The 26,994-nt window shown below is 61.2% G+C and carries 24 protein-coding genes; 13 read left to right on the forward strand and 11 right to left on the reverse strand.

The features are described from left to right. Nucleotides 1-2: 2 nt before the first annotated feature. From rlmH to AB4N73_RS18150, 4 genes are all read right to left on the reverse strand, one after another. Nucleotides 3-470, reverse strand: a complete 468-nt coding sequence (gene rlmH, locus AB4N73_RS18135) for a 23S rRNA (pseudouridine(1915)-N(3))-methyltransferase RlmH (RefSeq protein ID WP_011063671.1) — start codon at nucleotides 468-470, stop codon at nucleotides 3-5. A 9-nt stretch (nucleotides 471-479) separates the two neighbouring features. Then, on the reverse strand, nucleotides 480-974 hold the full coding sequence (gene rsfS / locus AB4N73_RS18140; protein WP_016773024.1) for a ribosome silencing factor: 495 nt from the start codon (nucleotides 972-974) through the stop codon (nucleotides 480-482). 72 nt (nucleotides 975-1,046) lie between these two features. Next, nucleotides 1,047-1,769: a nicotinate-nucleotide adenylyltransferase gene (gene nadD, locus AB4N73_RS18145; RefSeq protein WP_095181904.1), complete on the reverse strand. Its 723-nt coding sequence runs from the start codon at nucleotides 1,767-1,769 to the stop codon at nucleotides 1,047-1,049. Beyond that, a complete protein-coding gene (locus AB4N73_RS18150; RefSeq protein ID WP_460142386.1) occupies nucleotides 1,738-3,009 on the reverse strand; it encodes a glutamate-5-semialdehyde dehydrogenase in 1,272 nt (423 codons plus the stop codon). Before AB4N73_RS18150 ends, nadD begins: the two co-directional genes overlap by 32 nt. Before the next feature lie 177 nt (nucleotides 3,010-3,186). Here AB4N73_RS18150 and AB4N73_RS18155 point away from each other — a divergent pair, with 177 nt between their 5' ends. From AB4N73_RS18155 to AB4N73_RS18175, 5 genes are all read left to right on the forward strand, one after another. Beyond that, nucleotides 3,187-3,882, forward strand: coding sequence for a DNA-3-methyladenine glycosylase (locus tag AB4N73_RS18155; protein WP_460142387.1), 696 nt, complete (start codon nucleotides 3,187-3,189; stop codon nucleotides 3,880-3,882). Between the two features lie 126 nt (nucleotides 3,883-4,008). Continuing rightward, a complete protein-coding gene (locus tag AB4N73_RS18160; RefSeq protein ID WP_252876959.1) occupies nucleotides 4,009-5,325 on the forward strand; it encodes a bifunctional DedA family/phosphatase PAP2 family protein in 1,317 nt (438 codons plus the stop codon). A 321-nt stretch (nucleotides 5,326-5,646) separates the two neighbouring features. Continuing rightward, entirely contained in the window at nucleotides 5,647-6,321 is a 675-nt protein-coding gene (locus AB4N73_RS18165) for a hypothetical protein (RefSeq protein ID WP_460142388.1), read from the forward strand. 131 nt (nucleotides 6,322-6,452) lie between these two features. Then, nucleotides 6,453-7,598, forward strand: coding sequence for a hypothetical protein (locus tag AB4N73_RS18170; RefSeq protein WP_460142389.1), 1,146 nt, complete (start codon nucleotides 6,453-6,455; stop codon nucleotides 7,596-7,598). Between the two features lie 69 nt (nucleotides 7,599-7,667). Next, entirely contained in the window at nucleotides 7,668-11,144 is a 3,477-nt protein-coding gene (locus AB4N73_RS18175; protein ID WP_460142390.1) for a calcium-binding protein, read from the forward strand. Between the two features lie 87 nt (nucleotides 11,145-11,231). On the opposite strand, the gene AB4N73_RS18180 is transcribed toward AB4N73_RS18175, so the two are convergent. The 3 genes from AB4N73_RS18180 to AB4N73_RS18190 are packed head-to-tail and all read right to left on the reverse strand — an operon-like array spanning nucleotide 11,232 to nucleotide 12,911. Continuing rightward, nucleotides 11,232-11,822 (reverse strand): LON peptidase substrate-binding domain-containing protein, encoded by a 591-nt coding sequence (locus tag AB4N73_RS18180; protein WP_041477716.1) that lies wholly within the window; start codon nucleotides 11,820-11,822, stop codon nucleotides 11,232-11,234. A 10-nt stretch (nucleotides 11,823-11,832) separates the two neighbouring features. Continuing rightward, on the reverse strand, nucleotides 11,833-12,549 hold the full coding sequence (locus AB4N73_RS18185) for an LrgB family protein (protein WP_236168742.1): 717 nt from the start codon (nucleotides 12,547-12,549) through the stop codon (nucleotides 11,833-11,835). After that, on the reverse strand, nucleotides 12,549-12,911 hold the full coding sequence (locus AB4N73_RS18190; protein ID WP_252886852.1) for a CidA/LrgA family protein: 363 nt from the start codon (nucleotides 12,909-12,911) through the stop codon (nucleotides 12,549-12,551). The genes AB4N73_RS18185 and AB4N73_RS18190 overlap by 1 nt, the downstream gene beginning before the upstream one ends. A 193-nt stretch (nucleotides 12,912-13,104) precedes the next feature. On the opposite strand from AB4N73_RS18190, the gene AB4N73_RS18195 reads away from it, so the two are divergent. The 3 genes from AB4N73_RS18195 to AB4N73_RS18205 all read left to right on the forward strand — a co-directional run bounded on the left by AB4N73_RS18195 (nucleotide 13,105) and on the right by AB4N73_RS18205 (nucleotide 16,059). Next, complete coding sequence (locus tag AB4N73_RS18195; protein ID WP_016773011.1) at nucleotides 13,105-13,560, forward strand: MaoC family dehydratase; 456 nt, start codon at nucleotides 13,105-13,107, stop codon at nucleotides 13,558-13,560. 102 nt (nucleotides 13,561-13,662) lie between these two features. Further along, a complete protein-coding gene (locus AB4N73_RS18200) occupies nucleotides 13,663-15,390 on the forward strand; it encodes a C13 family peptidase (RefSeq protein WP_460142391.1) in 1,728 nt (575 codons plus the stop codon). A gap of 27 nt (nucleotides 15,391-15,417) precedes the next feature. Further along, nucleotides 15,418-16,059 (forward strand): oxidoreductase, encoded by a 642-nt coding sequence (locus AB4N73_RS18205; RefSeq protein WP_016773010.1) that lies wholly within the window; start codon nucleotides 15,418-15,420, stop codon nucleotides 16,057-16,059. A gap of 100 nt (nucleotides 16,060-16,159) precedes the next feature. Here AB4N73_RS18205 and AB4N73_RS18210 read toward each other — a convergent pair whose 3' ends face one another. From AB4N73_RS18210 to AB4N73_RS18225, 4 genes are all read right to left on the reverse strand, one after another. Then, nucleotides 16,160-16,444 (reverse strand): YceK/YidQ family lipoprotein, encoded by a 285-nt coding sequence (locus AB4N73_RS18210; protein WP_150742317.1) that lies wholly within the window; start codon nucleotides 16,442-16,444, stop codon nucleotides 16,160-16,162. Then, complete coding sequence (gene ubiX, locus AB4N73_RS18215) at nucleotides 16,437-17,084, reverse strand: flavin prenyltransferase UbiX (protein WP_041477713.1); 648 nt, start codon at nucleotides 17,082-17,084, stop codon at nucleotides 16,437-16,439. The genes AB4N73_RS18210 and ubiX overlap by 8 nt, the downstream gene beginning before the upstream one ends. Continuing rightward, nucleotides 17,081-18,430 carry a UDP-N-acetylmuramate:L-alanyl-gamma-D-glutamyl-meso-diaminopimelate ligase gene (gene mpl / locus AB4N73_RS18220; RefSeq protein WP_056790674.1) on the reverse strand — a complete coding sequence of 450 codons (1,350 nt, stop codon included), beginning with the start codon at nucleotides 18,428-18,430 and terminating at the stop codon, nucleotides 17,081-17,083. The genes ubiX and mpl overlap by 4 nt, the downstream gene beginning before the upstream one ends. Before the next feature lie 266 nt (nucleotides 18,431-18,696). Then, entirely contained in the window at nucleotides 18,697-20,610 is a 1,914-nt protein-coding gene (locus AB4N73_RS18225) for a sigma-54-dependent Fis family transcriptional regulator (protein ID WP_460142392.1), read from the reverse strand. Nucleotides 20,611-20,993: 383 nt separating this feature from the next. Here AB4N73_RS18225 and exaC point away from each other — a divergent pair, with 383 nt between their 5' ends. The 5 genes from exaC (at nucleotide 20,994) to AB4N73_RS18250 (ending at nucleotide 26,992) form a co-directional block, all read left to right on the forward strand. Then, on the forward strand, nucleotides 20,994-22,514 hold the full coding sequence (gene exaC, locus AB4N73_RS18230) for an acetaldehyde dehydrogenase ExaC (RefSeq protein WP_024014465.1): 1,521 nt from the start codon (nucleotides 20,994-20,996) through the stop codon (nucleotides 22,512-22,514). Between the two features lie 172 nt (nucleotides 22,515-22,686). Then, nucleotides 22,687-24,138 carry an ethanolamine permease gene (eat, locus tag AB4N73_RS18235; protein WP_024014466.1) on the forward strand — a complete coding sequence of 484 codons (1,452 nt, stop codon included), beginning with the start codon at nucleotides 22,687-22,689 and terminating at the stop codon, nucleotides 24,136-24,138. A gap of 52 nt (nucleotides 24,139-24,190) precedes the next feature. Continuing rightward, nucleotides 24,191-25,585, forward strand: coding sequence for an ethanolamine ammonia-lyase subunit EutB (locus AB4N73_RS18240; RefSeq protein ID WP_460142393.1), 1,395 nt, complete (start codon nucleotides 24,191-24,193; stop codon nucleotides 25,583-25,585). A gap of 5 nt (nucleotides 25,586-25,590) precedes the next feature. Next, nucleotides 25,591-26,415, forward strand: a complete 825-nt coding sequence (eutC, locus tag AB4N73_RS18245) for an ethanolamine ammonia-lyase subunit EutC (protein WP_056790683.1) — start codon at nucleotides 25,591-25,593, stop codon at nucleotides 26,413-26,415. A gap of 115 nt (nucleotides 26,416-26,530) precedes the next feature. Next, nucleotides 26,531-26,992: a GNAT family N-acetyltransferase gene (locus tag AB4N73_RS18250; RefSeq protein WP_016773002.1), complete on the forward strand. Its 462-nt coding sequence runs from the start codon at nucleotides 26,531-26,533 to the stop codon at nucleotides 26,990-26,992. Nucleotides 26,993-26,994 lie beyond the last annotated feature (2 nt).

The following is a 26,994-nucleotide window of genomic DNA, read 5'->3' on the forward strand; positions in this document are numbered from 1 at the left end:
GCTTACTTGTGGTAAGGGTGGCCGGACAACACGGTCCAGGCACGGTACAACTGTTCGCCGATCAGGATCCGCACCAGCGGGTGCGGCAAGGTCAGCGGCGACAACGACCAGCGCTGGTCAGCGCGGGCACAGACTTCCGGTGCCAGCCCTTCCGGGCCGCCGACCATGAAGTTGACCGTGCGCGAATCCAGGCGCCAGCGATCGAGTTCGACCGCCAGTTGCTCGGTGCTCCACGGCTTGCCGTGAACCTCCAGCGTGACGATCCGCTCGTTGTGCCCGACCTTGGCCAGCATGGCTTCGCCTTCCTGGCGGATGAAACGGGCCACGTCGGCATTCTTGCCACGGGTGTTGAGCGGAATTTCCACCAGTTCCAGCGCCAGCTCGGACGGAAGACGCTTGGCATATTCATGCCAGCCTTCTTCCACCCACTTGGGCATGCGTGAACCGACGGCGATCAGGCGCAGTCGCACAGCAATCCCTTAGAACTGGTCTTTGTTGAGCTTGGTGAAATGCTCGTGGGTGTTTTCCGGGCTGTGGTGCTTGGCATCGGCCGCACGGCTTTGCTCGGCACCGGCCCACAGGCGCTCCAGGTCGTAGAACTGACGCGCCGAGGCAGTCATCATGTGCACGATCACCAGATCGAGGTCGAGCAGTACCCAATCGCTGTCGCCCTTGCCTTCTTCGCCCAGCGGCTTGGCGCCCTGCTTTTTCACTTCCTCACGGACCTTGTCCAGCATCGCGTTGATCTGGCGATTGGAGGTACCGGTGGCGATGATCATGTAGTCCGTGATGCTCTGCTTGTCGCGCACATCGATGATCTGGATGTCCTGGGCCTTGACGTCTTCCAGCGCGGCGACGGCAATCTTGACCAGTTCGTCGCCCTTGAGCGGCTCGTTGGTGTTGACGGCTTCCGGCAGTGGTGCGCTCTTGAACGTGCCTTTGCGCTTTACTTTCGGTAGATCTTTATCAGTCATATGTAACTCGTTTTGCTCATGTATTCGGCGGCTTGGGGATACGGTGATCCGTATCGGTGAAGCGCGCCTTGTTCAGTTCGACGCACGGTACAGACCGTGCGCATCGATGTAGGCCAGGACCGCGTCGGGCACCAGGAAACGTACCGACTTACCGCTGGCCAGCAGTTGACGGATCTGGGTGGCGGAAACCGCGAGCGGTGTCTGCCAGACGAATGCAATCTGTCCGCTCGGCCCTTTCAGGGCCAGCGGGTCGCTCACCGAACGCGCTGCCAGCAGGTTGCGCAAGGCATCCGGCGGTTCGCTGTCGGCGTCCGGGCGCTGTAGCACCAGGATGTGGCAATGCTGGAGCAACTCTTCCCAGCGGTGCCAAGTGGGCAGGCCGCAAAATGCGTCCCAGCCCAAAAGCAGAAAAACCTGGGTCTCGGCGGGCATCTCTGCGCGCAGCGACTCCAGGGTATCGATGGTCCAGGACGGTTTGTCCCGCTGCAATTCGCGGGCGTCCACCACCAGCGGCGGCAATCCGGCCACCGCGCACTCGACCATCGCCAGCCGGTCCTGCGCCGACACCTGCGGCGTACCGCGATGTGGCGGCCGCGCGTTCGGCATCAGGCGCAACTCGTCCAGCGTCAGCGCTTCGACAACTTCCAGCGCGCCACGCAAATGGCCGATATGCACCGGGTCGAACGTACCGCCCAGCACGCCAATGCGTTGCGGGCGCGACTCGCTGCCGGTGTGCGGCGCTGTCAGGTCGAGGTCGGTCAAGTCAGACCGTCGCCTGGCCGCGCAACTGGCCATCGCCGACCACGATGTACTTCTCGCAGGTCAGCCCCTCAAGCCCGACCGGGCCGCGGGCGTGCAGCTTATCAGTAGAAATGCCGATCTCGGCACCCAATCCGTATTCAAATCCATCGGCAAAGCAGGTCGGCGTGTTGATCATCACCGAGGCCGAGTCGACTTCCGCCACGAACCGGCGGGTGTCAGCGAGGTTTTCGCTGACGATCGAGTCGGTGTGATGGGAGCCGTAATGGTTGATGTGTTCGATCGCCTGCTCCAGACCGTCGACCACGCGGATCGACAGAATCGGCGCCAGGTACTCGGTGTGCCAGTCGTCTTCGCTGGCCGCGACCGCTTCGATGATCGCCCGGGTGCGCTCGCAACCACGCAGTTCGACGCCTTTGTCGCGGAACTGCGCGGCCATCGAAGGCAGGAAATCCACGGCAACGGCCTGATCGACCAGCAGGGTTTCCATCGCGCCGCAGATGCCATAACGGTAGGTCTTGGCGTTGAAGGCGATGCTTTGGGCTTTGGCCAGATCGGCATGTTCGCTGACGTAAACGTGGCAGATGCCGTCCAGGTGCTTGATCACCGGCACGCGGGCATCGCGGCTGATGCGTTCGATCAGGCCACGACCGCCACGGGGCACGATGACGTCGACGTATTCCGGCATGCTGATCAGCGCGCCGACGGCGGCACGGTCGGTGGTTTCCACCACTTGCACCACGGCGGCGGGCAGTTCGGCCTCGGCCAGACCGCGCTGAATGCACGCGGCAATCGCGCGATTGGAATGAATTGCCTCGGAGCCACCGCGCAGGATGGTCGCGTTGCCGGACTTCAGGCACAGACTGGCGGCATCGATGGTCACGTTCGGACGGGATTCGTAGATGATCCCGATCACGCCCAGCGGTACGCGCATCTTGCCGACCTGAATACCCGACGGACGGAAGCTCATGTCGCGAATCGCGCCGACCGGATCCGCCAGTGCAGCAACCTGACGCAAGCCGATGATCATGCCGTCGATGCGTGCCGGGGTCAGTTCCAGACGCTCCAGCAGCGCCGGCTCCAGACCGTTGGCGCGACCGGCAGCCAGATCCAGCTCATTGGCGGCGGCCAGCTCGGCGCGCGCAGCGTCCAGAGCATTGGCGGCAGCCTGCAAGGCGCGGTTTTTCTGCGCGGTGCTGGCGCGACCGATGACCCGGGAGGCAGCGCGGGCGGCGCGACCCAATCGGGTCATGTAGTCAAGAACGGACTCAGTCATGGTCTGCTGGGGTCTTGGCAAAGAGGAAAGCGGCAGATTATAGCTGCCGCGTCCCGGGACTAACAGCGGTGACGGGCGGATGGTCGAAATGAGCTGCGTTTGGCCGGCGTTCAGACGTAATTAAGCTCAGCGTTGTTATCATCACGACCTCTTGAGCCTGGATAAACCTTGCCCATCATGACCAACGTGCCCCTTTGCCCCGAGTCCGCGCGCCTGCCCGTGGGCCTGCCGGACAGTTTTTTCGACCGCGACGCCCAGGTGCTGGCGCAGGCGCTACTCGGCAAAGTCATCCGCCATCGCGTCGGCGATCTGTGGCTGAGTGCGCGAATCATCGAAACCGAAGCCTATTACTGCGCGGAAAAAGGCAGCCACGCCTCGCTCGGCTATACAGAAAAGCGTAAGGCTTTGTTTCTGGATGGCGGCCACATCTATATGTACTACGCACGCGGCGGTGATTCGCTGAACTTCAGTGCGCAGGGGCCGGGCAACGCCGTGCTGATCAAATCTGCCTATCCGTGGGTCGATGAAGTGAGCGGTCCGGCGAGTCTGGCGCAGATGCTGCTGAACAATCCCGATGCCCAGGGCCGACCGCGTCCGACACAGAAGCTCTGCGCCGGACAGACCCTGCTGTGCAAGGCGCTGGGTTTGAAAGTGCCGATGTGGGACGCCAAGCGTTTCGATCATGAACTGTTGCTGGTCGAGGACCCGGGACCGCCACCCGCGCAGATCATTCAAACCACTCGGCTGGGCATCCCGCTGGGCCGTGATGAACACTTGATGTATCGCTTCGTTGACGCTGCGTATGCGCAATGGTGCACGCGGAACCCGCTGAGACGGGGTCAGGTCGAAGGCGGGGATTATTTCCTTCTGTAAACGCTTACCCCTGTAGGAGCTGCCGCAGGCTGCGATCTTTTGATTCTGCTTTAAAGAAACAAGATCAAAAGATCGCAGCCTGCGGCAGCTCCTACCGGAATCATCAATAGTCTGGAGTTTTTCTGTATGGGCCCATGGCTCGATAGCATCACCGGATGGCTCGGCGCCAATCCGCAGTGGTTGGCCGCAGCGGTGTTCATCGTCGCGTGCGTGGAATGTCTGGCGATCGCCGGGCTGATCGTGCCGGGCACGGTGCTGTTGTTCGGCGTGGCGGTACTGGCCGGCAGTGGCGCGCTGTCATTGAGCGAAACACTGTTGCTGGGCTTTCTCGGCGGCATCCTCGGCGACTTGATCTCGTACTTCCTGGGGCGGCATTTCCATCAGAACATCCGCCGCCTCCCCGGGCTACGCCATCACCCGGAATGGATGGCCGGCGCCGAGTCGTACTTCCAACGCTATGGCATCGCCAGCCTGCTGGTCGGGCGTTTCATCGGCCCGCTGCGGCCGATGCTGCCGATGGTCGCCGGGATGTGCGACATGCCCTTCCCGCGTTTCTTCGCCGTCAGCCTGCTGGCCGCTGCGGGCTGGAGCCTGGCTTATCTATTGCCGGGCTGGGCCACGGGCGCAGCGTTCCGCCTGCCATTGCCTGAAGGTTTCTGGCTCGAAGCCGGGATTGTCGCGGCCAGCATCGCGGTAATGGTCGGCCTGAGCGTCAACAGCAGCGTGCGCCGCCATCGTCGCGCGACAATCTGGATTGGCAGCATGAGCCTGCTGATCCTGATCGGTCTGTTCATTGGCTATCCATACCTCACCGCGCTCGACAACGGCGTGATGACCCTGGTGCAGGAGCACCGCCAGCCAGCGCTGGACGAAATCGCCGTGACGCTGACCCTGATCGGCGAATTCCGCAACATGCTGCTGTTCAGTGCCCTGCTCGTCATTCTGCTGGTGCTGTGCAAGCAGTGGCGCCAGGCAATGTTCGCGGGCGCCACCATGTTGGTCACCGCAATGGCCAATACCGGAACCAAGTATTTTTTCGCCCGGGTGCGCCCGGAAGTGCTCAGCGATCCATTGACCACCTACAGCATGCCCAGCGGCCACGCTTCTGGCGCATTCGCCCTGTTCCTGACGCTGGGTGTACTCGCCGGGCGCGGTCAGCCGCCGCGCATGCGCCTGACCTGGCTGCTGATTGCCTGCATCCCGGCACTCTCTATCGCCCTGTCGCGGGTCTATCTCGGCGCGCACTGGCCAACCGACATATTGGCCGGGGCGATGCTTGCCAGCTGCGTGTGTGCTGCGATGCTGTGGTTGAGCCAACGGCAGGCGTCCCTTAATGCGATGCCGTTCAAGATCTGGTGGCTGATCCTGCCATCGATGGTTGCTCTGTTCGGCTTCTTCGTACTGCGCCACTTGCCACATACATTGCTGCGTTACGCCTACTAAACCAGACAACTTACAAGTCACATGTTTTATACGTCGCTCTTTCGGAATATTCCGACAAGAGCGGCGTTGATAACCTACGCAAACTTCCCCTCCTGCGGTTAACTTTCCTGGTTATAAAACCGACATTTCCGCATTCCCAACCAACGCCAAACTAGCGTTATATAGTCCAGCCGGAACACGGTCGCGAAGTATTTCGCGCTATGAAAAAACCGTGAGTTCAATCCGCCCGGCTTGAGCACTTGCCAACAATCAATATTTATCCGGACCCGGCATTGAAGTTCTGCCGAGGCATTTATCAATTCATTCTTTGTCGAGTTATTCATGAGTCCAAAGATACCCCGCAAGACGCCTGTTACAACGCCGCATCAAACTGATCCGCACGCACCGACACCACATCGCCCCTTGATCGATGCCAGCGCCGTTGAAATATCGAGAAGGACCGGTGGTCACGACCAGACGCTGCCCACAACAACTTCCGGCAGCCCCCTCGCCGATGCAAACCCGAGACTTCCGGCGATCGAAATCTTCCAGTTACCGGCACACGGCGCTTATCGTTCGGAACATTCCACTTCAATAACCGATTACTGGTTGTCAGAGGCCTTTGTGCGTGGAATGAAGCCCGCCGACACCGATGGATTTCGCTGGGTCGTTGGCAGAAAGTTTGTCGACGTCGAATATCAGGGCGCTTTGCAAACCACTCACGTCGGCGTGGATCAAACCGGCGCATGGCGCAGCAAGTTGCTGACCGAGCGCGTGCCCTCCGGACCGCTTTTGTATAAAAACGCAGACAGTCCCACTTGGCGCCTGACTGAACAACCCGCGCCGAAGCGAGCACGGCTCGCCAACGCGACAACGCCCATCAATCAAAGCCGTTACAGTCCATCGGGGCGTTCGCCGGATGCTCAGGGTTACTACGAAATGCATCCGCTTTTTGCAGCGCGCACAGCCCCCCCCTGTTCGCCTTCAGGGATTCATTTGGCAATTTCATTCCGGTAGATCCTCCGTCGGGGGGATTCGCGGCGTCGCCGACCCACCTCAAACAGTGGACCGATCATGAGATCTGGCAGCTATATGGCTTGCAGGGCCAGGACATCGCGCGCTTTCGTGTCGAAGCTCAGGCCAGCGGCATGCCGCCACAGGGGGCACATCCCACAACCACCGGAAATCCGCTGACCGATCTGCTGCGCGACTCACTGCGCTGGCTGCATCCGCAGATGAGCCGTGCAGAGCGCGAAGCCTTTCTGCAATCGTTCAATCTGCTGCCCAAGCAATTGACCCGCTTGCAGCAGGAGATGAGCGACCATCTGGCGATTCCAGCCTGGGCACTGGCGCACAAGCGCCTGTTGGATGACGCCACCAACCCGCAACGCTTCGAGCAATTGGCCACAGATGCGGTCGAGCAGCTCAACCTCAAGCGCAATGCCCGCCACGACTGGTACGACGCAGAACAAGGCCTGACCCCAGAGGTACGCGAGGCGCTGTTGAAACAGCTCGGTTATCTGCGCAACAAGAACAATTGCCTGTATCGCACGGACATCCCGGCGCTGTTTCGCGGTGACGAGCGCACGCCGTTCGAGCTGGCGAACGACGGCACCATGCTGCCCCGTTATCACCATGAACCCGGCGCCACCACGCACAAGCCGATCAGCGCGACGTTCAGTCTCGAGCAAGGCCAGATGTACGCCAGCGCCCCCGATCCCGCATACCTGCGCTTCAACAGCCAGACCCATAAATACCCGGGACGCGACGCGGGTGACAGCAGCTCAGACAGCGGCGCAAGCGATGCCGATGATTCAAGCAGTTCCTCATCCGACTGGTCTGATCCTGAGAGCCCCGTCGCCTGGGATCACGAGCGGGGTTATCGGTCCACGCGCACGCGGCAGACAGAAATGTTCATGTACGCCCTCGACACGCGCAATCTGGAAGTCGTCCCGCACGAAGAGAACATGGCGTTCAATTCCGCTGCGCGTGAGAACCCGCCGACCTGGTTTCCCTCCGACGATTTCGAGGGGCTGATTTCGGTCACCCGCAGCGGAGTTCCAGCCGAGCGTATCTGGTTGCTGAACACAGACCTGAGCAAAGGCGCCAGGGTCGCAGACATCAAGGAACAGGCCGGCGCGGACGCTGAGCGCATCGAGGCGGCGACCCATGCCGGGCATGCCAACAAATTCCAATACGACCGACTGATCGACAAAGTGGAAGCGGCGGGACTGCCAATCCTCAGGCTGTCGGGCAACAAGAACGAGTTTGCATACGACATCGCCTGGCCCTGAACCGGGCACGCCCATACAACGCCGGAGAGGAGACCGGCACCCTCATGCACACCATTAAAGGATTAATACGTGTCGAAACTCATCGTCCCTGCGACCCATATCGCCCACGTTCGCGCACTTGAAGTTACCCCCATCGACGTCTCGGCGAATCCCCATGCGCCGCCCACCCATATGCGCAATCAGACGCAGGCGCCTGACATTGATCCGTCGCTTCGCAAAACCCTCAAAGCCCTGGACAAGCATCTGGGCCTGCTACGCATCGGTGAGATCATGATCAGTCGGGTCGAATTGCAAGCGCTGGGGGCGACCATTGACGGTCAACCGGTCAGTGCGGCGAACGCCCACATCAAGAGCGTGGATCAGGCATTTCTCGACGGACTCAATTTTCAATCGGCGCAGGTGCAGTCGCGCTTGCAGGCCGTGGATTTCCCAGACAATGACATGGCGGCAATGCTGTTTTACGAAATTGCCTGCAAGCGCTCGGTGGATGCCGGCCCACTGTTCATCAGTGATACGCCGCTGGTTTCCGGCAGCGCCATGGATCGCCTCAACAAGCTGGGCAAGGCTGCGCAAAAGCTGGAAATCCACCGCGCGGACGCGTTTGAAAACGCACCGGGCTGGATCAACAAGAGCAAAAGCTATTTGATGAGCGGCGCGGGAGTCGGCATGCAAGCCTTCGGCATCTACAGCAGCTACATGGCGCTGACCGATGCGATCAAGAAAGGCGAGGCACTGGAAATGCTGTACTACGGCGGATCCATCGCTGCAGAACTCGGCTCGCTGATCATCGAGCAGGGCCTGACCAGAACAGGCCAGGCGATGCTGACTCAGGGCAGCAACGTGCTGAGGGGTTTTGCGCTGACCTCAATCGGCAAATACATGAGCCGTGGTGCGAGACTGTTCGCCAGCGCGATTACCTTGCCGTTCGACATCGTTGACGCGATCAAATCCTTCAACGCCGCCGCCGCAACATCGGGCAAACAAGCTCAGGATCATTATTTCAGCGGTGCCCTGAGTGTAGCGGGCGCGGGTATCAGCCTGGTGCTGGGCGTCGCCGCGCTGGCCGGCTTCGGCAGCGTTGCCGGCCCGCTCGGCCTTGCGGCCGCTGCGCTGCTCATCGGCGGATCGATGATTTATCAGGCCGCCGGGGTCGTCGACGATATCGACGACTACATCGAACTGACGACACTCGAGCGTCTGCGCTCGGGATGGTTCGCCTTCACCGGCAAGGAACTGGACACCGAGGTGATGGATCGCTTCAAACTGTCCAGGCTTTACAGTGACTATGGAAAACAGCTCGAACTGTCGGCGAAAGACATGCTGGCCGGTGCTTACAAGGACTCCATCGCACAGGTAGTCAATGGCGCGTTTCGCGCTGAACTGCGCCCTGTCGAACTGTGGCGTTACCAGTGGGACGAAAGCGCCGGGCAGTTGCCGTTCAGACTCGACAGCCAGGCGGTGATCGTCGGCGGCGACGATGCAGTCGACGCGAGCCTCGGATTACCCGACAACCTCAAGGGCATGGTCAGTGGCAGCCCAGGCGAAGGCAAAGGCAAAGGCGTGTTCTGGCGTCTGGGTGATGGCAACGACCGCGTGGTTGGCGTCAAGGCGCGGCCCAACCTCTTCACCTACCGCGACGGCCATAAGGCACTGACGGGCGGCGACACAAATGATGCGTTCTACCAGGAAGTCTCTGATCAGGAACTGGATCGATCGAGCAAACCGCCGCACATCAATGTGCTGGATGGCGGCTCGGGCAACGACCTGGTTGCGTTCGAAGGCGTCCGCCCGATTACCGACACGCGTTACATCGGTCACGACGTCAACCTGCAAACCGGCAAGGTCTCACTTCGCAGCCCGGACTCTGCGAACGACACCCTCGAAGTCGCCCACCTGACCTCCATTGAAAACGTTGCGACCTTGCGCAAAGGCACGAGCACTATCACGGGCAATGAACAGCCCAACCAGATTTCCGCCAACGGTTACGACCGCATCAGCGCCGGCGACGGCAACGACACGATCGCAATCACTGGTACCGAGTGCACGGTTGAGGGCGGCGGCGGCGAAGATCGCTATTACATCGCCGACACCAATGCACGTACAACGATCATCGAATGTGGCGACCATTCGAGCCTGATCGAACTCGGCTGGCCGATGGCGGTCATTCAACGCTGGCAAATCATCGGCACCTCACTGGTGGTCAACTCCTTGCGCGGCAGGGACGGCAGCGACCCCGACCACGTGCTGACCCTCGAAAACGTTTACCAGACGGTCAACGGTCAGCGCCAATTGAACAATGCTCGGTGGGTGTTCCGCACTCTCGATGGCTATGAACTGCGCGCGCAACTGCCCACTCGACCTGGTGAAGCATTGAGTCAGGACATCGAGGTTGCCGTCACTGTCAGCGGACGGCCAGCACCCGCCCCGGCAATCGTCAACGGTGGCACGGTGGCGCTGGACGGTCAGGGCGTGCAGCGCCACTTCGTCGCACGTACCGAGCACAGGGTCGAATTCGTCGCCACAGGCAACGCTACCGGCGCCCGCACCATTTACCTGGATTACCAGGACAGCGAGATCGTCGACGTGGTGGTCAGCTATGGCGTGGAATTGCGCCAGGGTGTTTCGGGCAATACGCACCTGACCTACAACAACATCAGCCTGTCGATTCTGCTGCCATCCAAGGTGCTGGCCTTCAAAGGCGTGATCCAGACGATTGCCGCCGCGACGGGCTACAGTGGCCAAAACAGCCTGAAGGTCACGACACCGCTTCTGGCCCGGGACATCGTGCTGGTCATGCAGGATGACGTTTCATACCGCGTGCAGGTGCCCGCGTTCGATTACCGGGACGACGCCAGAAACCCCGGCATCCGTGTGCTCAGCTCGCGGAGCTGGTTGAAGCGGCGCAACGGAAAATATCCATTCATCCGTCCGCTGGTCAGCGAGAAACCATCACTGGGCGCCCAGAACAGCAAAGTGGTCATCGAATCGCGGCCGCACACCGGGATTTATCTGCTCGAAGGCAAAAGCGCGACTTACGACGTTTATCTCGCCAGCAACAGCATCCTGCGTCTGGCCACACCGGGCGCTGCGGCAAAAACGGCCAATGCATCGAGATGGAATCTGTTCACCCGTACCCTGACAGAAACCGTCACGCGCGCCGACATTCAGCTCCAGGGCAACCGCCTGCGCATTGCCAGCGTCACGGTAGAGTTGCCGGACATCTTGGATGACACTCCGGTGGAGTGCATCGGTGTGGTGACGTCAGCCGGCAACATTTATGAAGTGTCGCTGTTGTTTGAGGTGTTGCAGCTGTATGTGATCGATGCTCGTGGCTACGCCAGTGTCGAGGCATTGCTGACGGATATCGACAAGCACAAACAGCGCCACGAACTGGCCGCGCGGGTCTACGTCACCCACATCGGCTACAAACCCGAGACAGCGGGCACGCTGGTTTACAACTCGGTGAGCAATCAATGGCGCCTGCTCAATGATCTGCAAGAGCGCGTCGACCGCGAAGGTCTGTTCATCCCGGTCAACATGAGCTGACGGTGCGCTGCCGGTTTCAACATCGTGTCAGGCTGGGCCTGCGCTGATCTTCGTTTGCGCCTTGAGTCATGCGTTTTGCAAGTGAAACTAGGCGAACAGTTCGCCCTGCAACTCGTCGAGTAATGCCTGGATCGCATCCAGCCGTTGCTGAGGGTCGTCGAGTTGCAGCAGATCGATCTTGTCTTCTTCGGCGAACGGCAACAGGTAGGCAAGCTGATTGGCCAGTGACTGTTGACCGGCGGCTTCAGTGCCCATGTCCAACGCTTCGACCATCGGGTGTTCGGCCAGCGCCTTGAGCAGCGCGACCAGATCGGCGTCCTCGTCCTGCAACGGTTGCTCGGGCTCATCGTCCAGCCATTCGACGTCGGCGACGATCAACTGATCGCGCTGCACTTCGGTGCGCAACACCGTGAAACGCCGCCCGCCCTGGACGCGAATGCCGAGCAGGCCGTTGTCCTGTTGCTGGAAATCGGTGATCCGCGCCTCGCAGCCAACCATTGCGAAACCTTCTGGTGCCACACCGACTTCGTTGCCCTCCAGAATGCACACCACACCGAAACCGACGCCCTGCTTCATGCAGCGGCCGATCATGTCGAGGTAGCGCGCCTCGAAGATCTGCAGATCGAGGTTGCAGCCGGGGAACAGCACCGTGTTCAGCGGAAAAAGCGGCAGACTCATAGACATTTCCTTACACCACCATCGACACCGCCAACGGCAGGAACACCGCCGTGGCCACACCCATCAGACTCATTGCCAGCGCGGCGAACGCGCCGCACTCATCGTTTTCCTGCATCGCCACCGCCGTGCCGACCGCATGAGCGGTCATGCCCAGCGCCATGCCGCGCGCTTCGGGGCTGTGCACGCCGAGGCGGGTCAGCAGCGCCGGGCCGAAGATCGCGCCGATGACCCCGGTGATCAATACAAACACCGCTGCCAGCGCCGCCACACCGCCGATCTGCTCGGCAACCAGCATGGCGATCGGCGACGTCACCGATTTAGGCGCCATGGTCATCAGGATCATGTGATCGGCACCGAACCACCAGCCCAGCGCCACGCCCATGCCCGTTGCGACCACCCCGCCTATCACCAGAGTAGTAAAAATCGGCCAGAACAATTGCCGGATGCGGCGCAGATTCAGGTAGAGCGGCACCGCCAGCGCCACCGTGGCCGGCCCCAGCAGAATGCTGAGGATTTCGGTGCTCTTGCGATACTCCGCGTAGGTCAGGCCGCAGCCGACCAGCACACCGATCACCAACAACATGGAGACCAGCACCGGTTGCAGAAAGATCCAGCGGGTTTTCTCGAATGCCGCCAGCACCAGTTGATAAGCGCCTAGCGTGATGCCAATGCCGAACAGCGGATGATGAATCACCGAGGTCCACGCGCCTTGCCAGTCGAACAGCATCAGGATTCCTCCGCCGGCGGCGCATGACGTTTGACCAGCCGTTGCATGAGCACGCCGGCAAAGGCCATCGACATGATCAGCGAGACCACCAGCGCGCCGACGATCGCCCAGAAATCGGCGGCAATCGCCGTGGCATACACCATCACGCCCACCGCTGGCGGCACCAGCAGCAACGGCAGATAACGCAGCAGGCTGCCCGCCGCCTGATTCAGCGGCTCGCCGACTTCACCGCGAATGATCAGGAACACCAGCAACAGCAGCAGCCCGATGATCGGCCCCGGCAATATCGGCAACAGCAAATGATTGAGCGCCGTGCCGAGCAGTTGGAACAGCACCAGCAGGGTCAGGCCACGTAACAACATCTGACATCTCCGTCTTCTATTTCACCCAGCAGGGGCTCGGCATTATAAGCATGCCGGCGCTATGGACCGGCATTCGCCAAAAGCATGGTCGGTTGACCTGAGCAAATCGCCATGATGATCTACAGTGGTTCGCAGGCCGGTCAAATCCGCCCCCTGAAAAACTATAAAACCGATGAACCCAAGGAGAGTCTCAATGCCCTATGTTCCCGTTGCAGAGCTCAAAGATTATGTCGGCAAGGAACTTGGACGTTCCGAATGGCTCACCATCGATCAGGAGCGCATCAACCTGTTCGCCGAAGCCACTGGTGATTTTCAGTTCATTCACGTCGATCCGGTCAAGGCTGCGCAAACGCCGTTTGGCAGCACGATTGCCCATGGTTTCCTGTCGCTGTCGCTGATGCCGAAACTGATGGAAGACATCCTCGTGCTGCCCGAAGGCGTGAAGATGGTCGTCAACTATGGCCTGGACAGCGTGCGTTTCATCCAGCCGGTCAAGGTCAATTCGAAAGTCCGACTGAAGGTCGACATGGTCGAAGTGACCGAGAAAAAACCCGGTCAGTGGCTGCTCAAGGCCACCGCGACACTGGAGATAGAAGGCTCGGACAAACCGGCCTACATCGCCGAGCCGCTGTCACTCTGCTTCGTCTGATCATCCCGGATGCGAAGCAGCGCACGCTGTTTCGCGTCACGTCTGTATATATGCGACGCATAGCTGCGGCATACTCGGTCGCCTAATTGCCCGGATCCCGCTATGCGCTCAATCGCTCGACTTGCACCCCTTGCCCTGACCCTGATGCTCACCGCTTGCGGCGACGGCGAATCGCTGTTGCCGCCGGATGCGCGCCTGCCCGATGGCGGACGCTATCGCGGTGAACTGGTCGACGGCTTGCTGCAAGGTCAGGGCCGCGTCGACTACCCCAACGGCAGCTGGTACGCCGGGGAGTTCGACAAGGGTCAGTGGCACGGGCAAGGCGAATGGCATGGCAGCAACGGCGAGGTCTATCGCGGCCAGTTCCAGCAAGGTCTGTTTGATGGACAGGGCAGCCTGAGCACCAATGCCAGCAGTTATACCGGTGGTTTCAAGCAGGGCCGGCGCGATGGCGAAGGTACGCTGAAAGAAAACGGCATGACCTATCGCGGCGAGTTCAAGGCTGACCAGTATTCCGGCCTCGGCCGTCTGGAAATGGACGACGGCAGCTCCTATCAAGGCCAGTTCGCCCACGGCAAACCCAACGGCGAAGGCCAGCGCGGCGATGCCAGCGGCAATTCGTTCACGGGCCATTTCGTCAACGGTCAACTGGAAGGCAACGGCACTTACAACAGCGCCGACGGCGATATCTACGTCGGCGGCTTCAAGAACAATCAATTGCACGGCAAAGGCCGCTACGAGAACGCCGACGGCGACGTCTGGCTCGGCCAGTTCAAGGAAGGCGCGCTGACCGGCAAGGGCGAACTGATCGGCGCTGATGGCAGCCATTACATCGGTGTGTTCAATGACTGGCGCTTCACCGGCCAGGGCCGTTTGAACCTCGCCGATGGCAGCTTCTACATCGGCGGCTTCGACAACGACAGCTATTCAGGACGCGGTACTCTGGTGCTGACCGATGGCAGCGTGCTCAGCGGCACCTGGATCAACGGCCAACGCGTACGTGACGCCGACGGCAAATTGCTCCCCGACACCCTCGAACTCGGCTTGCTCGCCCAGGGTCGGTTGCTGGACGAGGCACTGGCGGCGATCCCCGCTTCGACTCCGGCAGTCGAGTTGTACACCCTGACCCTCGGTGGCGACGGCAAGCAAAGCGTGTTCCTGCGTGAATCCGACTACGTCGCCAACATGCTCAACACGCGCTTCGGCGCCTTCGGCCAGATCCGTCTGGTCAATCATCGCGATCATCTCGGCGACCGGCCGATGGCCACTCGCGAAAACCTGCGCCGCGCCGCGCAAGCCCTCGCCGAACGCAGCGGGCCGGAAGACCTGCTGTTCATTTATCTGACCAGCCACGGCACCGCCGAACATGAACTGGTGCTCGACCAGCCGCGCATGGAACTCGCCGATCTGCCCGCCGATGAACTCGCCGCCGTGCTCGCGCCGCTGAAGCATCGCGACAAGGTCATCGTGATTTCCTCGTGCTATTCCGGTGGATTTATCCCGGCGCTGAAGGACGAACGCACGCTGATCATGACTGCCTCGCGCGCCGATCGGGTGTCGTTCGGTTGCTCGGAAGAAGCCAACTTCACTTATTTCGGCGACGCGCTGTTTGCCCAGGCACTGAACCAGACCGACGACCTTGAGCAGGCATTCAAACTGGCCAAGGCCACCGTCGCCGAACGTGAGCTGGCCGACGGCTTCGAAGCCTCGGAGCCGCAGATCTGGGCGCCGAAAACCGTGCTGTCGCACTGGCAACTGCTGCGCAAACAGCAAGCACGTAAAGCTTTGCACAGCAGCGCATTGAACGACGCGGCGAAAAAAGGCAACTAAGCTGAACAGTATCAAGGGAGAGACACTATGTACTTGACGCCTCAGCACGTATTGCTTGCCGGAGCCACCGGACTGACCGGTGAACATCTGCTCGACCGTTTGCTCAACGAGCCAACGATTACCCGTGTCCTCGCCCCTTCGCGCCGGCCGCTGGCCGAGCATCCGCATCTGGAAAACCCGGTCGGTGACCCGCAGGCGTTTCTGCCGCAGCTCAGTGGCCGGGTCGATATCGCCTACTGCTGCCTCGGCACCACTATCAAGCAGGCCGGCTCCGAAGAAGCCTTTCGCGCAGTCGATCTGGACATGGTCGTGGCGTTTGCCAAGCGCGCGCGGGAGATGGGCGCGCGGCACCTGATCGTGATCAGTGCGATTGGCGCCGATCCGAATTCCTCGGTGTTCTACAACCGGGTCAAAGGTGAAATGGAACAGGCCCTGCGCGCGCAGAACTGGCCGCAGCTGACCATTTGCCGACCTTCGCTGTTGCTTGGCGAACGCACCGAACCACGTCTGGTCGAGCAACTGGCCGGGCCATTGTCGAAGCTGATTCCGGGGAAATACCACGGCATCGAAGCGTGCCAGTTGGCGCGAGCGATGTGGCGCCTGGCGCTGGAAGAACAGGATGGGGTGCGGGTGATCGAATCGGATGAACTGCGCAAGTTAGGCAAATAACTCCGGGACTTTCAGAACCAAAAGATCGCAGCCTTCGGCAGCTCCTACAGAAGCCCCCATTCCCCTGTAGGAGCTGCCGAAGGCTGCGATCTTTTGACCTTTACAATCCACCAGTCGCCTGAAAGCCCACGCCAATCACGGTGAGCAATGACAACGGCAACAACAGCGTATCGAGCAACGCGCTGGCCGGCAGGTCCACTCCCGGATAGCTCGGCGCCTCGGCACCGAACCGGTCCATCGCACAACACCCGCCGTTCAACGCATACAAATCCAGCCGCGTCCCGGCATACACCACCGGCGCGCCGGGTTTGGCCGCATCCAGCGTGCGCACGGTAGCGCATCCACCCAAATGCAGGGCCAGCACAAGCACCAGCAGCTTATTCATCGCTGCTCAAGTGATGCTCGCCCCAACGCGGCAGCATGTCCTGCGGGATGCCGAGCAGATTGAGGATCCGCGCCACAACGAAGTCGATCAGATCATCGATGGTCTGCGGCTGGTGATAGAAGCCCGGCGAGGCAGGCAGTATCGTCACGCCCAGATTCGACAGCTTGAGCATGTGCTCCAGATGAATGCTCGAGTACGGCGCCTCGCGCGGCACCAGAATCAACTGGCGGCGCTCTTTCAGCGTAACGTCCGCCGCGCGTTCGATCAGGTTGTTGCAGGCGCCGGTGGCAATCGCCGACAGCGTGCCGGTCGAACACGGCACCACCACCATGGCTGCCGGCGAGCCGGAGCCCGAAGCCACCGGCGACATCCAGTCTTCCTTGCCATACACGCGAATCTGCCCGGCAGCGGCGCCGGTGTATTCGGTCAGAAACGCCTGCATCATCTGCGGCTTGTTCGGCAGCGACACATCGGTCTCGGTGGCCATTACCAGTTGCGCGGCCTTGGAGATCAGGAAGTGCACTTCGCGATCTTCGCGCACCAGGCAATCGAGCAGGCGCAAGCCGTACTGCGCGCCCGAGGCGCCGGTCATCGCCAGGGTGATGCGTTCCGGTCCGCCGGCCTGGGAAAAAGTGTTCATTGCAGTGCCTCGGCGAGCTTGCCGTGCAGGCCGCCGAAGCCGCCGTTGCTCATGATCACCACGTGAGTACCGGGCTGCGCCTGGCTCTTCACGCGCTCGATGATGCCTTCCAGGGAATCGCTGACAATCGACGGCACCGTGCACAATGCGGCGGTGGCGCCGAGATCCCAACCGAGATTGGCCGGGGCATACCAGATCACTTGATCGGCATCGACCACACTGTCCGGCAAACCGTCACGGTGGGCGCCGAGCTTCATCGAATTGGAGCGCGGCTCGATGATCGCAATCAGTGGCGCGTCGCCGATGCGTTTGCGCAGGCCATCAAGCGTGGTGGCGATGGCGGTCGGGTGGTGAGCGAAGTCGTCGTAAATGGTGATGCCGCGCACCTCGGCGACTTTCTCCATGCGTCGTTTGACGTTCTTGAACGCGCTCAAACCGGCGATGCCCATCGATGGCACCACGCCAACATGACGCGCCGCAGCCAGCGCGGCCAAGGCATTGGCGACGTTGTGTTGACCGGTCAATTCCCACTCGACGGTGCCCTGGGACACGCCTTCGAACATCACTTCGAACGCCGAGCCGTCCTCGCTCAGTAGTTTTACCTGCCACTGACCGCCGGCGCCGGTGGTTTGCACCGGGGTCCAGCAACCCATCTCGATCACGCGCTGCAAGGCCGGCTCGGTGGTCGGATAGATAACCAGCCCTTCGCTCGGAATGGTGCGCACCAAGTGGTGGAACTGACGCTCGATTGCTGGCAGATCAGGGAAGATGTCGGCGTGATCGAACTCAAGGTTGTTGAGGATCGCAGTGCGCGGACGGTAGTGGACGAATTTCGAGCGTTTGTCGAAGAAGGCGCTGTCGTATTCGTCAGCCTCAATGACAAAGAACGGCGTACCGCCCAGGCGCGCCGACACCGAGAAATTCTGCGGCACGCCGCCGATGAGGAAACCCGGGCTCATCCCGGCATGCTCCAGCACCCAGGCGAGCATGCTGCTCGTGGTGGTTTTGCCATGGGTACCGGCCACGGCCAGCACCCAGCGACCTTGCAGCACGTGGTCAGCCAGCCACTGCGGGCCGGAGACGTACGGCAGGCCTTTGTTCAACACATATTCCACCGCCGGGTTACCACGGGACATGGCATTGCCGATCACCACCAGATCCGGCGCCGGATCGAGCTGCGCCGGGTCATAACCCTGCGTCAGCTGAATGCCCTGGGCCTCGAGCTGCGTGCTCATCGGCGGATAGACGTTGGCGTCGGAGCCGGTGACGTGATGGCCCAGCTCTTTGGCCAACACTGCCATCGAGCCCATGAAAGTCCCGCAGATACCCAGAATATGAATGTGCATAGTCGACCTCGTAAAACATGGCCGCAGGTTAGCGTAGGGAGGGGGAAATGGCACTCTTTAGCTGAAGGATGGAGACGGGTTGGCGGCTACATCTGCGCACGGCTTCAGACCGCAGCCCCTCACCCCAGCCCTCTCCCGAGGGAGAGGGAGCCGATCTCGGTCGCTTTCAAATTTTTAGTTCGGCTCGATATTTCAGGTCGGCGTAAATCGCCAAAACACCTCGGTCAGTCCCCTCTCCCTCTGGGAGAGGGTTAGGGTGAGGGCTTTCAGCTGACACGCCGCTCAATTCCGTGTTTACGCAGTTTTCTATAAAGGGTGTTGCGGCTTACGCCCAGTTGCTGCGCTGTATGGGTCATGTGCCAGCGCGTCTGCTCCAGCGCATTGAGCAATGCAAGACGCTCGGCGTCGTCCAGTGGCTGGGCGGCGATCTGCGCCGCCACAACCGCCGGCCGCGCCTGCCGAATCATCACCGGCAAATCCTCAACGCCGACCCGCCCGCCATCACACAACGCCGCCAGCGTACGCAGGACATTGCGCAACTGCCGCACATTGCCCGGCCAGTTGAATGCGAGCAACGCCTGCCGCGCCGGTTCGTCGATCAGAATCGTTTCGCCTCCGGCCTCCTCGGCCAGGAGAAAGTCCAGCAACTGCGATTTATCACTGCGCTCACGCAATGCCGGCAGCGCCACTTCCAAGCCGTTCAAGCGGTAATACAGGTCTTCACGGAAACTGCCGTCCTCGACCCGCTCGAGCAGATTGCGGTGCGTCGCGCTGATGATGCGCACGTCCACCGCTTGCGGTTCACCGCCAATCGGCACTACTTGCCGATCTTCCAGCACTCGCAGCAAACGCGTTTGCAACGCCAGTGGCATGTCGCCGATTTCGTCGAGGAACAAGGTGCCGCCATCGGCCTGTTGCAGCTTGCCGCGCATGCCGTCCTTGCGCGCGCCGGTGAAGCTGCCGCCGCGATAGCCGAACAGTTCGCTCTCGATCAGGCTTTCCGGAATGGCTGCGCAATTGAGCGCGACGAAGGCGTTACTGGAGCGCTGGCTGGCCTGATGCACTGCCTTGGCGAACGCTTCCTTGCCCGAGCCGGTTTCGCCGTTGATCAACAGCGGCACGTCGCGCTCGAACACGCGCAGGGCTTTGCGAAATTCCGCCTGCAACGCTTCATCGCCGAGGCAGATGCCGGACAGGCGTGGCGCTGGAGCAGTGATTGGCGTTGGAACAATGGCAGTAGGTTTGCGCGATTCACCGCGCAACACCGCGAACAGATGCCGGCCATCACGGGTGCGCAGCGGCCAACTGGCGCTGGCGTTGGCACTCGCGCGACCGAGCAGGTCATCCAGCGAACAATCGAAAAACGCTTCCACCGGTTGCCCGAGCAAACCGCCGCGAATATGCCCGAGCAGGTTCAGCGCACTCTGGTTGACCGCACTGATCCGCCCTTCGCCGTCAAACGCCAGCAGCCCTTCACTGAACAGGCCGACGGACTCGGCCTGCAGATGAAAACGCAGCAACCATTGATTGTCGAAACAGCGCAGGAAGTAGCAGCTCTCAATCATCTTCGCCGACAGATTGACCAGCGCCATGGTGTGGAACTGGCTCTGCCGCGAGACGTCCGGCCGCGCCGAAGACACATCGAGTACCGCCAGCAATTCACCATGGGGATCGAACACCGGGCTCGCCGAACAGGTCAGCCCGGTGTGGCGGCCGCGAAAGTGTTCGTCCTGGTGAATGGTCAGCGCCTGACGCTCGACCAGGCAGGTGCCGATGCCGTTGGTGCCTTCGCAGGCTTCGCTCCAGTCGGCGCCGAGCCAGAGCCCGGCGCGCTCGAAAATCTTCCGTTCGGCCGGCGCGGTGACGCAATTGAGGATCACACCGCGCGCGTCAGTCAGCAGCACCGCATGGCCAGCACCGGAGAGTTGCTGATGCAGGCTGCTCATCTCGGTGCCGGCGATTTGCAGCACTTGTTGCAGACGTTCGCGACTTTCCAGCACTCGGCCATGCTCGAGCACGGTCGGCGCCATGGTCACGGAAGGATCGAGGTGGTAGTCCTCAAGGCAACGCAGCCACGAACGGGCGATCGATGGATCGGCGCCGGGGCCGTGCACGTGCGGTTTGCCCTGGGTGACGGTGAGAACCTGGCGGGCATGGCGACTAAAATGGTTGTCGTGCATTTCTTATTGTTCTCCCCGAGAGGTCGACGCAATCCCGTGTAGGAGCTGCCGCAGGCTGCGATCTTTTGATCTTGAAAAACAAAATCAAAAGATCGCAGCGTTCGGCAGCTCCTACCGAATTGCTGTTGGCTGAGGATCCCTCAGCCACCCGCGCATTGCAATGCTGGCAAGACCGCCCGGTCACGGGCTGTGCCGCAAGCGGTACAAACTGTCACCCGCGCTGTACCGAAACCGTCACAGCGCCACTCCATTCGTCCGAGACAAACCGGCCAAGCCCTTGATTTTCCTGACCTGCACGGCAGTGGCCCGAGCCTTGCTCTACGCTTATAGCAAGCGCACTTGCGCGTTTCTCTAATAAGTACAAAGCCAAGGAGAACATCATCATGCGTTACGCCCATCCCGGTACCGACGGCGCCAAAGTCTCGTTCAAGAGCAAGTACGGTAACTACATCGGCGGCGAATTCGTCGCGCCGGTCAAAGGTCAGTACTTCACCAATACCTCGCCAGTCAATGGCCAGCCAATCGCCGAATTCCCCCGCTCCACCGCCGAAGACATCGACAAGGCGCTGGATGCTGCCCACGCCGCCGCCGATGCATGGGGCGCCACTTCCGTGCAGGCACGCTCGCTGATCCTGCTGAAAATCGCCGACCGCATCGAAGAGAATCTCGAACTGCTGGCGATCACCGAAACCTGGGACAACGGTAAAGCCATCCGCGAAACCCTCAACGCCGACATCCCCCTGGCCGCCGACCATTTCCGTTACTTCGCCGGTTGCCTGCGCGCCCAGGAAGGCAGCGCTGCGGAAATCGACGGCAACACTGTGGCCTATCACATCCATGAACCGCTGGGCGTGGTCGGCCAGATCATCCCGTGGAACTTCCCGCTGCTGATGGCCGCGTGGAAACTTGCGCCAGCGCTGGCCGCCGGTAACTGCGTGGTACTCAAACCTGCCGAGCAAACCCCGCTGGGCATCTGCGTGCTGATGGAACTGATCGGCGACCTGCTGCCGCCGGGCGTGCTCAACGTCGTGCAAGGCTTCGGTAAAGAGGCCGGCGAAGCACTGGCAACCAGCAAGCGCATCGCCAAGATCGCTTTCACCGGCTCGACCCCGGTCGGCTCGCACATCATGAAATGCGCAGCGGAAAACATCATTCCGTCGACCGTGGAACTGGGCGGCAAGTCGCCGAACATCTTCTTCGAAGACATCATGCAGGCTGAGCCGAGCTTCATCGAGAAAGCCGCTGAAGGTCTGGTGCTGGCGTTCTTCAACCAGGGCGAAGTGTGCACCTGCCCTTCCCGCGCGTTGGTGCAGGAATCGATCTACGACGAATTCATGCAGGCAGTGATGAAGAAAGTCAGCCAGATCAAACGTGGCGACCCGCTGGACACCGACACCATGGTCGGCGCCCAGGCATCCGAGCAGCAATTCGACAAGATCCTCTCGTACCTGGAAATCGCCAAGGGCGAAGGCGCGGAACTGCTGACCGGCGGCAAGGTGGAAAAACTCGAGGGCAGCCTGGCCACCGGTTATTACATCCAGCCGACCCTGCTCAAGGGCACCAACAAGATGCGCGTGTTCCAGGAAGAAATCTTCGGCCCGGTGGTGAGCATCACCACCTTCAAGGACGAAGCCGAAGCCCTGGCGATTGCCAACGACACCGAGTTCGGCCTCGGCGCCGGCCTGTGGACCCGCGACATCAACCGCGCCTACCGGATGGGCCGGGCGATCAAGGCCGGTCGCGTGTGGACCAACTGCTACCACCTGTACCCGGCGCATGCCGCGTTCGGCGGTTACAAGAAGTCCGGCGTCGGGCGTGAAACCCACAAAATGATGCTCGACCATTATCAGCAGACCAAGAACCTGCTGGTGAGCTACGACATCAATCCGTTGGGATTCTTCTGATCCTGCGATGCTGATCGTTCCCACGCTCTGCGTGGGAATCCAGCCCGGGACGCTCCGCGTTCCTTCAAAGCCGAACGCGGAGCGTCCGTTGATACATTCCTATGCTGCGCGTGGGAACGATCAGGTTCCTGGCTGTAGCCGGGCCAATAAAACAATAAAAATGGTGAACCCTATGCCAAGCGAATCCCCGGCCGGCGCTCCGGCGACCGGCTCCTCCGTCGACTTCGAAAAAGTCGGCACCGATTATTTCCAACAACGCGAACTGAAAAAAGGCGCCGCCGGCTGGGTCCTGCTGGTGGGCCTCGGCGTCGCTTATGTGATTTCCGGCGATTACGCCGGCTGGAACTTCGGCCTCGCCCAGGGTGGCTGGGGCGGGATGTTTCTCGCCACGCTGCTGATGGCGACCATGTACCTGTGCATGTGTTTTTCCCTGGCCGAATTGTCGTCGATGATTCCCACCGCTGGCGGCGGCTACGGTTTCGCCCGCAGTGCGTTCGGGCCGTGGGGCGGTTTTCTCACCGGCACCGCGATCCTCATCGAATACGCCATCGCCCCCGCCGCCATCGCGGTGTTCATCGGCGCCTACTGCGAGTCGCTGTTCGGTATTGGCGGCTGGATGATCTATCTGGCGTTCTACATCATCTTCATCGCCATCCATATTTTCGGGGTCGGCGAAGCGCTCAAGCTGATGTTCATCATTACCGCCGTCGCCGCGCTGGCGCTGGGGGTGTTTCTGGTGGCGATGGTGCCGCACTTCGACGTTGCCAACCTGCTCGACATCCCGGTGACCACTGCGGTCGGCGCCAGTCCGTTTCTGCCGTTCGGCTATGTCGGCGTATGGGCGGCGATTCCCTATGCGATCTGGTTTTTCCTCGCCGTCGAAGGCGTGCCATTGGCCGCAGAAGAAACCAAAAACCCCAAGCGCGATCTGCCGCGTGGCCTGATCGGGGCGATGCTGGTGCTGCTGATGTTCGCCCTGCTGATTCTGATCGTTGGCCCCGGCGGCGCCGGTGCGAATTCGCTGCTGACCTCCGGTAATCCACTGGTCGAAGCGCTGAGCAAGGCCTACGGTGGCTCGACCTGGATGGGCAGCTTCGTCAACCTCGTCGGTCTGGCCGGGCTGATTGCCAGTTTCTTCTCGATCATCTACGCCTACTCGCGGCAGATCTTCGCGCTGTCGCGGGCCGGTTATCTGCCGCGCAAACTGTCGCAGACCAACAAGAGCAAGGCACCGGTGCTGGCTCTGGTGATTCCCGGCATCATCGGCTTTGGTCTGTCGCTGACCGGCCAGGGCGATTTGCTGATTCTGGTCGCGGTGTTCGGCGCGACCATTTCCTATGTGCTGATGATGGCCGCACACATCACCCTGCGTATCCGGCGCCCCAAAATGGACCGGCCGTATCGCACGCCGGGCGGGATTTTCACCTCGGGTGTGGCGCTGGTGCTGGCCTGCATCGCCGTGGTAGCGGGTTTCCTCGTCGATCCACGGGTGGTGATCGGCGCGGCGATCATCTATGGAGTGTTAATTGCTTACTTTGCTTTCTACAGTCGGCATCACTTGGTAGCAGGCACGCCGGAAGAAGAATTCGCGGCGATTCAAAAAGCTGAACAAGCCTTGCACTGATTGTCGAAAACCACGGCGCAGAGCTGTTCTGCGCCGTCACGGAGAACGCTGAATGGCCAGTTTTGCTCACACGGTCGGCGCGCAGACTTACCGCTTCGACAGCCTCAAAGACGTCATGGCCAAGGCCAGCCCCGCCCGCTCGGGGGACTTTCTCGCCGAGGTCGCCGCGCTCAACGACGGCGAACGGGTGGCCGCGCAAATGGCCCTGGCGGACATCCCGCTCACCCACTTCCTGCAGGAAGCGCTGATCCCCTACGAAGCCGACGAAGTCACCCGGCTGATCATCGACACCCACGACAAACAAGCCTTCGCCGTGGTCAGTCACCTGACCGTTGGCGGCTTTCGCGACTGGCTGCTCAGTGACGCGGCGGACGAAATCAGCCTGCGCGCCCTCGCCCCCGGCCTGACCCCGGAAATGGTCGCCGCCGTGTCGAAGATCATGCGTGTACAGGATCTGGTGCTGGTCGCGCAGAAAATCCGCGTGGTCACCCAATTTCGCGGCACCCTCGGTTTGCGCGGGCGCCTGTCGACCCGCCTGCAACCCAACCACCCGACCGACGAGCCGTCCGGCATTGCCGCGAGCATTCTCGACGGCCTGCTCTACGGCAACGGTGACGCAATGATCGGGGTCAACCCGGCCACCGACAGCATCGCTTCGATCTGCGCGATGCTGGAGATGCTCGACGCAATCATCCAGCGCTACGACATCCCGACTCAAGCCTGCGTGCTGACCCACGTCACCACCTCGATCGAGGCGATCAACCGTGGCGTGCCGCTGGATCTGGTGTTCCAGTCGATTGCCGGCACTGAGGCGGCCAATGCCAGTTTCGGTATCAATCTGAATGTCTTGCAGGAAGGCTACGACGCCGGGCTCAGTCTCAAGCGCGGCAAACTCGGGCAGAACCTGATGTATTTCGAAACCGGTCAGGGCAGCGCGCTGTCGGCCAACGCCCACCACGGCGTCGATCAACAGACTTGCGAGACACGGGCCTACGCCGTGGCGCGACATTTCAAGCCGTTCCTAGTGAACACCGTCGTAGGATTTATCGGCCCGGAGTACCTCTACAACGGCAAGCAGATCATCCGCGCCGGCCTTGAAGATCACTTCTGCGGCAAGCTGCTCGGCGTGCCGATGGGCTGCGACATCTGCTACACCAACCACGCCGAAGCCGACCAGGACGACATGGATACCCTGCTGACGTTGCTCGGCGTCGCCGGGATCAACTTCATCATGGGCATCCCCGGCTCCGACGACATCATGCTCAATTACCAGACCACTTCGTTTCACGACGCCTTGTACGCCCGCCAGACCCTGGGCCTGAAACCGGCGCCGGAGTTCGAACAATGGCTGGCCAACATGGGCATCTTCACCCAGGCGGACGGCAAGGTTCGCTTCGGCAACAACCTGCCGCCGGCCTTCCGCCAGGCCTTGGCGCACTTGGGATGAGTCTTATGGAAAAACCACCGGTCGATCCGCAAAACCCCTGGCTGGAACTGCGCCGCCTGACCCCGGCACGCATTGCCCTGGGCCGCACCGGCACCAGTCTGCCGACGCGGGCGCAGCTGGATTTTCAGTTTGCCCACGCCCAAGCCCGTGATGCCGTGCATCTGGCCTTCGATCACAGCGAAATCAGCGCACAACTGAGCGAGCGCGGGCGGGAAACCCTGGCGCTGCAAAGCGCCGCGCCGGACCGACACACCTATCTGCAACGCCCGGATCTGGGGCGCAAGCTCAGCGATGAATCGGCGCAGACCTTGCGCGACTACGCCAGCGAACACCCGGGCGGCGTCGATCTGGTGATGGTCGTCGCGGATGGCCTGTCGGCACTGGCGGTGCATCGCCACACCCTGCCGTTCCTGACACGCCTGGAAGAACAGATGAGCGGCGACGGCTGGTCCGTGGCGCCGGTGGTGCTGGTGGAACAGGGCCGCGTCGCCATCGGTGACGAGATCGGCCAGCTGCTCGGGGCGAAAATGGTGGTGATGCTGATCGGCGAGCGCCCGGGTTTGAGTTCGCCGGACAGCCTCGGGCTGTATTTCACCTACGCGCCGAAGGTCGGCCTCACCGACGCCTATCGTAATTGCATTTCCAATGTCCGGCTTGAAGGTTTGAGCTACGGCATGGCGGCGCATCGGTTGCTGTATCTGATGCGCGAGGCCTGTAGGCGCCAGCTGTCGGGGGTCAACCTGAAGGATGAAGCTCAGCTGCACACATTGGAGGCGGACGACGCTGTCGACATGAAAGGCAACTTCCTGCTCGATCCACCGCCAGCCTGAACCGTTTCCGCATTGCCTTTCTGCGCTGCTTTCAGGCAGGATCGACGCACGGCCGCCCGGGTTTCCCATCGCCGTCAGAGCAGTTGAAGACAGCCACTTGAAGACGAGACCTATCATGCGGATTATTCAAGCGACCCTCGAACATCTGGATTTGCTGACTCCTTTGTTCGTCAAATATCGCGAGTTCTACGGCTCCCTGCCTTACCCGGATTCCTCCCGCGCGTTCCTCGAAAAGCGCTTGCGCCGCAAAGAGTCGGTAATCTATCTGGCCCTGGCCGACGATGACGACAAGAAACTCATGGGTTTCTGCCAGCTCTATCCGAGCTTCTCTTCGTTGTCGCTCAAACGCGTGTGGATTCTCAACGATATCTACGTTGCTGAAGACGCGCGCCGGCAACTGGTCGCCGACAATCTGATCCGTACCGCGAAGAAAATGGCCAAGGAAACCCAGGCCGTGCGCATGCGCGTCTCGACCAGCGCGAACAACGAAGTGGCGCAGAAAACCTACGAATCGATCGGCTTCAAGGAAGACACCGAGTTCAAGAACTACGTACTGCCGATCAGCGACGAGCTCTGACT

Source organism: Pseudomonas sp. S3_B08 (assembly GCF_054667725.1).